Origin of the sequence: Mesorhizobium sp. B1-1-5 (genome assembly GCF_006443065.1) — a bacterium.
Lineage (GTDB): Bacteria > Pseudomonadota > Alphaproteobacteria > Rhizobiales > Rhizobiaceae > Mesorhizobium.
Map to the genome: position 1 here is coordinate 16,790 of NZ_VFWS01000063.1, position 11,504 is coordinate 28,293.

Genomic DNA, 11,504 nt, shown 5'->3' on the forward strand with positions numbered 1-11,504 from the left:
CACCGACATTGGATTTGTTAAGCGCTCTGCATTATCTTGAGTGGGCTATGACCGCGAATATTGCGCCGATCATTCCTGCGGAGTTTCCTGAGCTCCAGGCGCTCGCCTGGAACCGCGATGTCGCGCGCCCTATTCCCGCGAAAGAGGCCTTTGCGCTTTACGAACGCAACTGGCGCTTTGTCGACCAAAAGCGCCTTACGGCGCGTGAGAAGCTGCTTATCATGAAATTGGCCGACGAATTCGGCCACGGCATCCTTCTGACCACATCGTGATAACTCATCTTGTTGTCCTCGATGCGCGCCATCACCGCGCCCGACAGGAATATTGCGGGTAGAAATCATGAAGGCGTTCGAAAAACCGGAACATAGGGTGATTGCCAAAGCCCTCGGGCTGATGGATCGCGACTTTCTGACGGCGAACCAATGCTGGTTTGGCGGCGGCACAGCCATTGTCATGAAGCTTGGCGAATATCGCCGGTCACTGGATCTGGATTTTCTTTGCGCCGATGCCGGCGGCTACCGCGAGCTGCGGACACGAGCATCGGAATTCGGCGTTCGAGCCTTTTTTCCTGAGCCCGTCGAAGCTGTTCGGGACTTTCAGATCGACCAATATGGCCTGAGGACGGTGTTGCGCCTGACGGATCAACCGATCCGGTTCGAAGTCGTCCGGGAGGGCCGCATCGATTTGCGTGGTCATTTTGACGACGATCTGGGGATACCGGCCCTTGTTCCTGCAGACATGTTTGCCGAGAAGCTGCTGGCGAATGCCGATCGATGCCAGGATCGTGCCGTCGCATATCGAGATGCCTTCGATCTCGGGATGCTGGTTAAAGCGTATGGGCAAATCCCAACCGAAGCCCTCGACAAGGCGCAAACTGCTTATGGACCCGACATCGAACGCAAAATTGCCTGGGTGGTGGGTAAGCTCCGGGACAAACGCGAACTCCGCGACGCAGCCGAGGTCTTGCAAATGGACCCTGCGGTGAGCGCCGACGCCATTTCTGCCTTGCGAGAGGAAGCGGCTCGCATCTGGCCGGAGGCCGGGAAGAGATAAGTTTCCCGCTCAATCCCCGGCGACGAAAAACAGCCACTGTCCCGTCGGCGTGATGCCGACGCGGTAAAAGATGTAGGCGCCGAACTGCTTCATGTCGTCATAGTCGCTGGCGGTGACCAGCTTGAACAATTCGACGCGCTGCCTTGCATCGAGCTTGTCGAGTGGCAGCGCGAAGAAATACGGCCAGACATAGAGTTCCTGCGGCGTGCCGGTGTCGACATGGACGTAGCCGGCCGAAAGCACCTCTTCCAGGATGGCGAGGATTTCCTGGCCGTCGCCGTCGCCCGAGAGGCTCTTGAGGAAGGTGACGGGGTCGCCGTCGATGTCGCCCAGCGACAATTGCGTCATCGCCTCGCCCGTGCCGATCAGCGGCCTCAGCTTCTCGATGTCGCCGGTCCGGCAGGCCTCGATGAGCAGCCCGTGCATGCGCTTGACCGGTTCGGGAAGCGTGTTGAGGTCGTAGACGACCGCGGGCGGCGGCGCGTCAGGGTCTGCGCGCGGGCTGGTGATGCCGCCATTGGCGGGCGGCGTCTCCGGCTCCGACTTGTCGGTGTCGTCGGCCGGCTGGCCGTCCGCGGGCTTGGTGCCGGGCGTCTCCGGCATCGGCACGGCAGCGCCGGGCGCGGCGCTGTCACTATTGGCGGGCGGGGTGACCGGCGAAGGCAGGTCCTCGCGCTGGATCTCGCTCAGTGCGTAGGAGGGCGTGCTGGTGAGGCACAGAGGCAGCGCCAGGCAGGAAGCGGCGATCAGGATGCTGAGGGCCGGCCCGCGCGGCCGGCCTGACATCGAAAATCTCACCGCCTGCCTCTCCATGGTTCCCGGGTTCGGCCCGGCCGGCACATTGAATGTCCGAGCGCATGGACATGATGCCCAAACGGCGCGTCGCCGTCAAAAGTCACTATCAAAAAGTCGCTGTCAAAACAGGTGGCTAGTGCTTCAGCCGTTCCGGCTCGAACGCGCCGGCGATCACTTTTTCCCGCATGCGGTCGAGCAGGGCAAGCGCGGAGGTCTCGCCATTGGCGCGCAACATCTCGCCGAAAGCGGTCTCCAGCGCCGCTTCGGCGATGATTTCCGGTTCGATGCCGGCCGACAGGCCCTCGGCCCACGCTTCGCTGTGGCTCTCCACGGCGGTCAGCCGCTTTTCTTCCCTGACCAAAGCGTCGATGTCGCTGACACCATGTTCCATTGCGATGTCCACTTTCTGCAAGCGTCGATCCGACGAGGGATCCGGCTTGGTCTGTCAGTTCGTCCGCAGTCTCAATTAAGTCTTTGTAAATACGACATTTTTACGGTCGAAATCCACATTCCGGGCGAGACTGCCCTCAATCGATGCCGAGCTTAGCCGATTAGACCGGCTTGGGGCATCGAAACCTTCAGTTTGAGTTAATTCCACAACTGCGCGCTAACGTTTCGTTAATACTGTTGCGCAAGTGCAACACATGATTGCACCAGACGGGACAGGACACAATAAGACACGTCACATTGGCGCCATTGCCCGCAACAAATCTGCGCAAAACGCGCAGCGGTCGAGCCGGGCTCAATTCCCGTAGCGGGAGGCGATGTCGCGCGACAACGTCTCGCCTTCCTTCATGTAGCGCGCGATGGCCTCGGTCGCCGACGGCGTGCATCGCGTGTAGGTGCCGCTGAAGGAGCGGTAGCCGCGGTTGAACGAGGCGATGAAACGGGCGCGCCGGTCGGGATCGGGATTTTCCGATTCGAGCAGCTTTTCCATCTCGCCCCGCCACTTGTCGCCCTTCTCGCCACACAGGTTGCGCAGGAAATGCAGCGATCCCAGCACTTCCGCCAGCCGCATCAGCCCGGGCTCGAAAGGCGCCTCGGCGGCGGGCGCCGGGGACGCTGCGACGGTCATGCTGACGGCGAGGCACGCGGCGAGAAAAGCGGAAGCGCGGGTCATCAAAGCCTTGCGATGAAAGAGCAGGGTCTTGTGGCGAAACATTTTGTCGCCTGCAAGGCCATTCTGGACGCTCACCGCCTGGGGTCTTGTGCGGGGCCGAGTAATTCTTCGGCGACCGAGAACACGTCGCCCGCCAGCGGCATCCCTGCCATTTCCGCCAGCGTGTAGAACGCCGCCGTCTCGGCGTCGTCGCTGGCGACGGGTTCGCCGCCGGCATAGGCCGCGCCGAACACCGTCAGCAGGTAGTCGACCGCGTGGTTTTCAGCATGGCCGTCAATATGGAAGTCGCGCAGCGGCCGGTAGCCTGTCGCCTCGAGCCCGGTCTCTTCCTGCAACTCGCGCGCCGCGGCTTGCGCAAGCGTCTCGCCCGGCTCGACCTTGCCGCCGGGATAGGCATAGAGCCCTTGCGACGGCGCCCGCGCGCGTTTGACCAGAAGCACGGTGCCGCCGCGCACGACGGCGACGGAAACAGCCGGTATGATCTTGCGCTGTTCCATGCGTGCCGATCTTTCTGCAGCCTTTTGTGGATCGATTGGGCGAATCCAGCTTTAGCCGTTGCGGCATGGCGGTTCCATCGCCACTTTCGTGGAACGTCAATCGAAGAACCCAGATCCATGTGTGGACGCTTTGCCCTGACCGCCACGCCGGACCAGACCGCCGCCTTGCTCGGCCTGGCCGAGCTGGAGGAATTTCCGGCGCGCTACAACATCGCGCCGACGCAGCCGGTGCTTATGGCGCTTGCCGGGCCGCGGCGGGAGCCGGGCTCGAACTTGCCGGACCGCCAGGCGATGCTGGTGCGCTGGGGCCTGATTCCCACCTGGGTCGAGGACACCAAGGCGTTTCCGCTGCTCATCAACGCCCGCTCCGAAGGCGTGCTGCAAAAGGCTTCGTTCAAATCCGCCATGCGCCACCGCCGTGCTCTGGTGCCGGCCTCCGGCTTTTACGAATGGCAGCAGTCGGGCGGCAAGAAGGGCCAGCCTTACTGGATCCGGCCGAAGCGAGGCGGGATGATTGCCTTCGCCGGCCTGATCGAGACCTATGCCGAACCAGGCGGCTCGGAGATGGACACCGGCGCGATCCTCACGACCGAGGCCAATGCCGGCATCGCCCATATCCATGACCGCATGCCCGTGGTGGTCGAGGAGTGCGACTTCGCCCGCTGGCTCGATTGCCGCACGCAGGAGCCTCGCGACGTGCTCGACCTGTTGAAGCCCGCCGAGCCCGATTTCTTCGAGGCGATTCCGGTTTCAGACCTGGTCAACAAGGTCGCCAACACCGGGCCGGAGATCCAGGGGCGCGGCATCATTTCGCCACAGGCCGAAAAGCCCAGGCGCCAGAAACCCGGCGCGGACGAAAACCAGATGACGCTCTTTTAGCGAAGGCTGCTCGCCTCGAGAGGCTGCTTTGGGGCCTTCATCTCCAAGGCGCTTGTTTGCGCCCTCATCGCCGGCGTCCCATGGTCGGGGACCGAGCCGGTCGTTGTTGTCAGGCGGCGCGCGGCGAGACGATCTTCTGCGTCGGCTTCTTCTTCTTCGCGGTGTGAAGAAGCGCTGCCACGATGGCCGCCGGGCCGATCGCGCGGTAGTGGCTCGCGAGAGCCGGCTGCGTTTGTCGGTCCTGTTCCTGCTTGGTGCGAGCCATGATTCTCTCCCTGGTAACCGTTTCGTGTTCAGCGTTTGGCGGTCGATTCCGACCAAATCGTGACTTCTGGCGGTCTAGCCGGCGAATGTTTCATCACTGTGCCGACATGTTTAATAAAATGTTTCGGCCTGTCTTTACCTGTGATCCAACGACATCTTTCCTGAGCGGGGCGACTTGACGGCAACACCTGCCGGCGCGATAAAGCCGCCCATGAAAACGTCTTTCGCCATTTGTGGCATTTGCATTATTGGCTAGCCTCGCGCTGGTCCGGACGTTTTCGCCTTATCTTTCCCCAGATCGGAAAAACGCCCCGGCCAGCAGGCTGGAGCCTGATTTGCGCCGATGGCGCAGAGCTGGTTCCAGTGAACCCAAATTAAGGACCGGGACCGCATGTCGGACGCATCGAAGGGCCTCAGCCTCTACAACACGCTGACGCGGACAAAGGAACTTTTCGTTCCGATCGATCCGCACAATGTGCGCATGTATGTCTGCGGCCCGACCGTCTACGACTTTGCCCATATCGGCAATGCGCGTCCGGCGATCGTCTTCGACGTGCTCTTCCGTCTGTTGCGCCATCTCTACGGCGAAAGCCACGTCACGTATGTGCGCAACATCACGGATGTCGACGACAAGATAAATGCCAGGGCGCTGCGCGACTTCGGCGGCGACATCGCGGCCGGAAAGCTGTCGCTCAACGACGCGATCCGCAAGGTCACCGAAAAGACCGCCGGCCAGTACCACAAGGATGTCGCGGCGCTCGGCTGCCTGCAGCCGACCTACGAGCCGCGCGCCACCGAGTTCGTCGCACCGCGTGCCGACGGCAAGGCCGACATGCTCTCGCTGATCCGGCAGTTGATCGAGCGCGGCCACGCCTATGTCGCCGCAGGCGAGGTGCTGTTCGACACCGCCTCGATGCCGGACTATGGCGAATTGTCGAAGCGCAATCTCGACGAGCAGCAGGCCGGCGCGCGCATCGCGGTCGACGCGCACAAGAAGAACCCCGGCGATTTCGTGCTGTGGAAACTGTCGAGCCCGGAAGAGCCCGGCTGGGAGAGCCCGTGGGGCAGGGGCCGGCCCGGCTGGCACATCGAATGCTCGGCCATGTCGGCCGCCTATCTCGGCGAGGTCTTCGACATCCATGGCGGCGGCTTGGACCTGATCTTCCCGCACCACGAGAACGAGATTGCCCAGTCGCGCTGCGCCCACGGCACCAAGGTCATGGCCAATGTGTGGATGCACAACGGCTTCCTGCAGGTCGAAGGCCAGAAGATGTCGAAGAGCCTCGGCAATTTCTTCTCGATCCATGAGCTGCTGGAAACGGAGCGATTCGGTGGGCGAAAGTGGGGCGGGCCAGTGCTTCGGCTTGCAATGCTGATGACGCACTATCGTGAGCCAATCGACTTCTCGGTGAGAAAACTCGAAGAGGCGGAGTTTATCCTCGGTCGATTGTCAGAGGTCGCCCATGAAAGAACCGAAAGACTAGTTGACAAGGCTTTAGATATTGAGCTGGAAGGGCTCATTAAAGAAGATATAGATACGTCGAATGCAATTTCATTGATGAATATGGTAGCAAAAAAATCAAATGTAAGATCGAGAGAAGCGTATACATTATATAAATATTGCAGGTTGATCGGAATAAAGTTTGAAAAGCCGAAGGTATTCTATATTGCGGCCAAGGCGGCCTCGTTACTTGAGGACCTGAGAAGGTTAAGTCCTGAGCAAAGAGACGACATTAGACGACTTGGTAGAGAGAATCCGCTCTACAAGAGCGGTCGTTTGCGACCCGAGGCCGAGTTGTTCAGTGCCTTAAAGGCGTTATCGAAATATGCCGATAGCAACATAGGTCCTAAATCCATTTCGGCAGTTAGAAAGCTTATTCGAAACGAAATCGAGCACCAGAAAAACGATTCATCGAAAAGTGCTCGACGCATCATGTCATTCATTGAGTTTCTGGAATCTCAAAGGTCCAAAGAACAGAACATAGAAGCCGCGATAAAAACCCGCCTTTCCTTTATCGCCGACAAGAACTGGGCCGAAGCCGACCGCATCCGCGAAGAGCTCCTGGCGCAGGGCGTGCAGTTGAAAGACGGCAAGGATCCGGTCACCGGCGAGCGCGTGACCACGTGGGAGATCAAGCGGTGAGGGCGGATGCTCCTTTAGTGGAGAGGTTGGCGCGAGGCGCCCCCCTCTGCCCTGCCGGGCATCTCCCCCTCAAGGGGGGAGATCAGCAGCTTCGGCGACAGCGTCCCATCTCCAACGTTGGCGATTGGCGAAAGGCTAGGCGACATCCAATCTCCCCCCTTGAGGGGGAGATGTCCGGCAGGACAGAGAGGGGGGCCTCGCGATGACCCATCATCGGGTATCTCCCGCCAACCGCGGCAATGCGCGCAAGATGCGCAAGCAAATGACAGATGCCGAATTGAAGCTCTGGAACGAAATCCGGGCACATAGGCTGATGGGCCTTTCCTTTCGGCGGCAAATGCCTATCGCAGGCTACATCGTCGACTTTGCTTGCCCTGACAAAAAGCTGATCGTCGAGATTGATGGCTCCCAGCACGCTCTTGCTGAAGTGTCGGCTTCCGACGCTGCACGAACCGCGACGCTCGAAGCTTTAGGCTGGACCATCCTGCGCTTCTGGAACGACGACGTGATCCGCGATATCGACAATGCCTGCCAGCACATCGTCATCGTGGCCGGCCTGGCCGATGCGCCCGCGCCACAAACGGAGGAGCTCGTCCCGTGATCGATCATCTCGGCGTCAATGTATCCGACTTCGATAAATCCAAGTCTTTCTACGACAAGGCGATGGCGCCTTTGGGCGCTTCGCTTCTCTACATGGTGCCTGACCAATATACCGGCGGCGCCAAGGTTGGCGGTTATGGCCGCGACCGGCCGGTGTTCTGGCTGAGCGACAGCACGGACAAGCCCAAATCCACTCAGCATGTCGCCTTCACCGCCCGCAGCCGCGCCGAGGTCGACGCCTTCCATGCGGCGGCGCTCGCCGCGGGCGGCAAGGACAATGGTGGGCCGGGTCTGCGGCCGCACTACCACCCCAACTATTACGGCGCCTTCGTCTTCGATCCCGACGGCAACAATGTCGAGGCGGTCTGCCATGATGCGGAGTAAGCCGATGACCAGGAGTGAGCGATGAGCCTCGACAACCGGCCGGTCTATACAGGCGGCTGCCAGTGCGGGGCGGTGCGCTTCCGCGTCGAGGGCGCGCTGGGCGACGCCTCGGTCTGCCATTGCCGCATGTGCCAGAAGGCGAGCGGCAACTTCTATCTGCCGCTGGTCTCGGTGCGCGGCGCGACGCTCGACTGGACGCGCGGCGAGCCGAAGCGCTTCCGCTCGTCCAACGCCGCCTGGCGCGGCTTCTGCGCCGAATGCGGAACGCCGCTGACTTTCGAGGCGCCGGATGGCACAGCACTTGCAATCGCCGCCTTCGATGATCCGACCGGCATCGCGCCCAGCATCCAGTGGGGCATCGAAGCAAAGCTTCCCTATGTCGACGGTATCCCCAATCTGCCGTCCGAGGACACGATGGCCGATATCGCGTCTGCGCCTTATCTGGCCGAGCTCGTCTCCTATCAGCATCCCGATCACGACACCGAGCAATGGCCGCCGGAGGAAAGACCATGACCGACCAAGTTCGAACAGGCGGATGCCAGTGCGGCGCCGTACGTTTCCGCGTCCACGGCAAGCTTGGGCGCCCGTCCATCTGCCATTGCCGCATGTGCCAGAAACAGTTCGGCAATTTCTTCGGCGCGCTGGTGGCGGTGCCGAAGGACGGCGTCGAATGGACCCATGAGGAGCCGAGCTACTTTCAGTCCTCGGTCAACATCGACCGCGGCTTCTGCGCTCGCTGCGGCACGCCGCTGACCTACCGCCAGCCCGGCGCGCTGGAGATCGCCATCGGCGCTTTCGACGACCGCTCTGACCTCGCGCCGCAGATCCAGGTGAATTACGCCGTTCGCCTGCCCTGGGTGGAAAAGATCTTCGAGGCGCCGATCCTTGACGACCCCGACTTCTATCGGCGGCAGGAGCAGATCATCTCCTTCCAGCATCCCGACCACGAGACGGCCAACTGGCCGCAGCAGGGCTTGAAACTATGACGATCCACAGCGGTTCCTTGCGTACGCTCTACCCCGAGATCGAGCCGTTCGATTCCGGCATGCTCGACGTTGGCGACGGCCACACCGTCTATTGGGAGCGCTGCGGCACCAAGGGCGCCAAACCCGCCGTGTTCCTGCATGGCGGTCCGGGCGGCACCATCTCGCCGAAACACCGATGCCTGTTCGACCCGAAACTCTACGACGTCATCCTGTTCGACCAGCGCGGCTGCGGCAAGTCGACACCCAATGCCTCGCTGGAGGCCAACACCACCTGGCATCTCGTCGCCGATATCGAGCGCCTGCGCGAGTTGGCTGGCTTCGACAAATGGCTTGTCTTCGGCGGCTCCTGGGGCTCGACGCTGGCGCTCGCCTATGCCGAGACGCATCCCGAGCGTGTCAGCGAGCTCGTCGTGCGCGGCATCTACACGCTGACCCGCGCCGAGCTCGAATGGTATTATCAGTTCGGCGTCTCCGAGATGTTCCCCGACAAATGGGAGCGCTTCCTGGCGCCGATCCCCGAGGCCGAGCGCGGCGACATGATGGCCGCCTATCGCAAGCGGCTGGTTGGTTCCGACCGCAAGGCTCAAGTTCAGGCCGCCCGTGCCTGGAGCATCTGGGAAGGCGAGACGATCACGCTGCTGCCGGAGCCCGAGACCAGCGACCCGTTCGCCCAGGACGACTACGCGATCGCGTTTGCCCGTATCGAGAACCACTATTTCGTCCATGCCGGCTGGCTGGAGGAGGGGCAGCTGCTGCGCGACGCCTGGAAGCTGAAGGACGTCCCCGGCACCATCGTCCACGGCCGCTATGACATGCCATGCCCGGCGAAATATGCCTGGGCGCTGCACAAGGCCTGGCCGAAGGCCGATTTCCACCTCATCGAGGGGGCAGGCCACGCCTATTCGGAGCCCGGGATCCTGGACCGGCTGATCCGGGCGACGGATCGGTTCGCGGGGAAATAGTGATGCACGTCGCTCTCCACGGTGAAGGATCGCAGCCTTTCGAGCTACTGCCATGAAAAAGCAACGCCTTTACCTCTTCGACACGACCCTCCGCGACGGCCAGCAGACGCCGGGCATCGACTTTTCCGTCGAGGACAAGATCGCGATCGCCAAGCTGCTCGACGACTTCGGCATCGACTATGTCGAGGGCGGCTATCCGGGCGCCAACCCGACCGACACGACCTTCTTCCAGAAGAAACGGACCGAGAGCGCGAAATTCGTCGCCTTCGGCATGACCAAGCGGGCAGGGGTCTCGGCTTCCAACGACCCGGGGCTGGCGGCGCTGGTGCAGTCGAAGTCGGATGCCATCTGCTTCGTTGCCAAGAGCTGGGACTATCACGTGCGCGTCGCGCTCGGCTGCACCAACGAGGAGAATCTGGACTCGATCAAGACCTCGGTCGAGGCGGCGGTCGCTTCGGCCAAGGAGGCCATGGTCGATTGCGAGCATTTCTTCGACGGCTTCAAGGCCAATCCCGACTACGCGCTGGCCTGCGCCAAAACCGCATACGATGCCGGCGCGCGCTGGGTGGTGCTGTGCGACACCAATGGTGGCACGCAGCCTTCGGAAGTGCGCGAAATCGTCGGCAAGGTGATCGCGCACCGCATCCCGGGCGATCATCTCGGCATCCATGCCCATGACGATACCGGCCAGGCGGTGGCGAATTCACTGGCCGCCGTCGAAGCCGGCGTGCGTCAGATCCAGGGCACGCTGAACGGCATCGGCGAACGCTGCGGCAACGCCAATCTCATCTCCATCGTCCCGACGCTTTCGCTGAAGCCCGCCTTCGCCGATCGTTTCGAAACCGGCATTTCGGCCGAGGCGCTGACCGGAATCTCCAGGCTCTCCCGCGCCTTCGACGAATTGCTCAACCGCGCGCCGGAAGCCCAGGCGCCCTATGTCGGCTCCTCCGCCTTCGCCACCAAGGCCGGCATCCATGCCTCGGCTTTGGCCAAAGAGCCGGCGACCTATGAGCATGTGCCGCCGGAAGCCGTCGGCAACCGCCGCCGCGTCATGGTCTCCGACCAGGGCGGCAAGGCCAATTTCCTCGCCGAATTGAAGCGGCGCGGCATCGAGGTGCCCAAGGACGATCACCGGCTCGACTCCCTGATCGCGGTGGTCAAGGAGCGCGAGGCCGAAGGCTATGCCTATGAAGGCGCCGACGCCTCGTTCGAGCTGCTCGCGCGAAAAATGCTGCACGGCCTGCCGGAGTTCTTCAACGTCACCTCCTTCCGCTGCATGGTCGAGCGCCGCTTCGACGCCAACGGCAATCTGAAGACCGTCTCCGAGGCGATCGTGAAGGTCGAGGTCGACGGCGAGGAGAAGATGTCGGTGGCCGAGGGACATGGCCCGGTCAACGCGCTCGACATCGCGCTGCGCAAGGATTTAGGCAAGTACCAGAGCGAGATCGTCGACCTGGAGCTCGCCGACTTCAAGGTGCGCATCCTCAACGGCGGCACCGAGGCCATCACTCGCGTGTTGGTCGAATCGAACGATTCCACCGGCGCCCGCTGGTGGACGGTCGGCGTGTCGGAAAACATCATCGACGCCTCTTTCCAGGCGCTGATGGATTCGATCGTCTACAAGCTGATGAAGAACCGCGAGATGGCGGGACTGGTGGCGGCGGAGTAGAACTCCTTTCCTCGTCCCCGCGAAGGCGGCTATCGTATGCACACATCTTGTGTGACTGGCGCGACTGATCGACCTGAGGCTTGATTGCCAGGTGGTTCCCCCAATCCGTCGCTGCTTCGCAGCGCCACCTTTCCCCCCTCCGGAGGGAAAGG

At 62.0% G+C, this 11,504-nt stretch carries 15 protein-coding genes; 10 read left to right on the plus strand and 5 right to left on the minus strand.

Annotation, left to right across the window (positions count from 1 at the left end):
• Window positions 1-47: 47 nt before the first annotated feature.
• Entirely contained in the window at window positions 48-272 is a 225-nt protein-coding gene (locus FJ980_RS18855; protein WP_112095792.1) for a hypothetical protein, read from the plus strand.
• A 67-nt stretch (window positions 273-339) separates the two neighbouring features.
• Complete coding sequence (locus tag FJ980_RS18860) at window positions 340-1,053, plus strand: nucleotidyl transferase AbiEii/AbiGii toxin family protein (RefSeq protein ID WP_140545307.1); 714 nt, start codon at window positions 340-342, stop codon at window positions 1,051-1,053.
• Window positions 1,054-1,062: 9 nt separating this feature from the next.
• Here FJ980_RS18860 and FJ980_RS18865 read toward each other — a convergent pair whose 3' ends face one another.
• The 4 genes from FJ980_RS18865 to FJ980_RS18880 all read right to left on the minus strand — a co-directional run bounded on the left by FJ980_RS18865 (window position 1,063) and on the right by FJ980_RS18880 (window position 3,465).
• Complete coding sequence (locus FJ980_RS18865; RefSeq protein WP_181181251.1) at window positions 1,063-1,851, minus strand: hypothetical protein; 789 nt, start codon at window positions 1,849-1,851, stop codon at window positions 1,063-1,065.
• Between the two features lie 130 nt (window positions 1,852-1,981).
• Entirely contained in the window at window positions 1,982-2,239 is a 258-nt protein-coding gene (locus tag FJ980_RS18870; protein ID WP_040984202.1) for a hypothetical protein, read from the minus strand.
• Window positions 2,240-2,590: 351 nt separating this feature from the next.
• A complete protein-coding gene (locus FJ980_RS18875; protein ID WP_140545334.1) occupies window positions 2,591-2,968 on the minus strand; it encodes a TIGR02301 family protein in 378 nt (125 codons plus the stop codon).
• A gap of 71 nt (window positions 2,969-3,039) precedes the next feature.
• Window positions 3,040-3,465 carry an NUDIX hydrolase gene (locus FJ980_RS18880; protein ID WP_140545309.1) on the minus strand — a complete coding sequence of 142 codons (426 nt, stop codon included), beginning with the start codon at window positions 3,463-3,465 and terminating at the stop codon, window positions 3,040-3,042.
• Window positions 3,466-3,582: 117 nt separating this feature from the next.
• On the opposite strand from FJ980_RS18880, the gene FJ980_RS18885 reads away from it, so the two are divergent.
• Entirely contained in the window at window positions 3,583-4,344 is a 762-nt protein-coding gene (locus tag FJ980_RS18885) for an SOS response-associated peptidase (protein WP_140545311.1), read from the plus strand.
• A gap of 109 nt (window positions 4,345-4,453) precedes the next feature.
• On the opposite strand, the gene FJ980_RS18890 is transcribed toward FJ980_RS18885, so the two are convergent.
• The gene (locus FJ980_RS18890; protein ID WP_095766957.1) at window positions 4,454-4,609 is read right to left on the minus strand and encodes a hypothetical protein; all 156 of its coding nucleotides are present in this window, start codon (window positions 4,607-4,609) and stop codon (window positions 4,454-4,456) included.
• Window positions 4,610-4,999: 390 nt separating this feature from the next.
• Between FJ980_RS18890 and cysS the strand changes: the two genes are divergently transcribed.
• The 7 genes from cysS (at window position 5,000) to cimA (ending at window position 11,352) form a co-directional block, all read left to right on the plus strand.
• Window positions 5,000-6,751 (plus strand): cysteine--tRNA ligase, encoded by a 1,752-nt coding sequence (gene cysS / locus FJ980_RS18895; RefSeq protein WP_140545313.1) that lies wholly within the window; start codon window positions 5,000-5,002, stop codon window positions 6,749-6,751.
• A gap of 202 nt (window positions 6,752-6,953) precedes the next feature.
• Entirely contained in the window at window positions 6,954-7,352 is a 399-nt protein-coding gene (locus tag FJ980_RS18905) for an endonuclease domain-containing protein (protein ID WP_140545315.1), read from the plus strand.
• The gene (locus FJ980_RS18910; RefSeq protein WP_140545317.1) at window positions 7,349-7,735 is read left to right on the plus strand and encodes a VOC family protein; all 387 of its coding nucleotides are present in this window, start codon (window positions 7,349-7,351) and stop codon (window positions 7,733-7,735) included. Before FJ980_RS18905 ends, FJ980_RS18910 begins: the two co-directional genes overlap by 4 nt.
• A gap of 21 nt (window positions 7,736-7,756) precedes the next feature.
• Window positions 7,757-8,248: a GFA family protein gene (locus FJ980_RS18915; protein WP_140545319.1), complete on the plus strand. Its 492-nt coding sequence runs from the start codon at window positions 7,757-7,759 to the stop codon at window positions 8,246-8,248.
• Entirely contained in the window at window positions 8,245-8,721 is a 477-nt protein-coding gene (locus FJ980_RS18920) for a GFA family protein (protein WP_140545321.1), read from the plus strand. Before FJ980_RS18915 ends, FJ980_RS18920 begins: the two co-directional genes overlap by 4 nt.
• On the plus strand, window positions 8,718-9,683 hold the full coding sequence (pip, locus tag FJ980_RS18925; protein ID WP_140545323.1) for a prolyl aminopeptidase: 966 nt from the start codon (window positions 8,718-8,720) through the stop codon (window positions 9,681-9,683). The genes FJ980_RS18920 and pip overlap by 4 nt, the downstream gene beginning before the upstream one ends.
• Window positions 9,684-9,735: 52 nt before the next feature.
• Entirely contained in the window at window positions 9,736-11,352 is a 1,617-nt protein-coding gene (gene cimA / locus FJ980_RS18930) for a citramalate synthase (RefSeq protein WP_140545325.1), read from the plus strand.
• The last annotated feature ends 152 nt before the right edge of the window (window positions 11,353-11,504 follow it).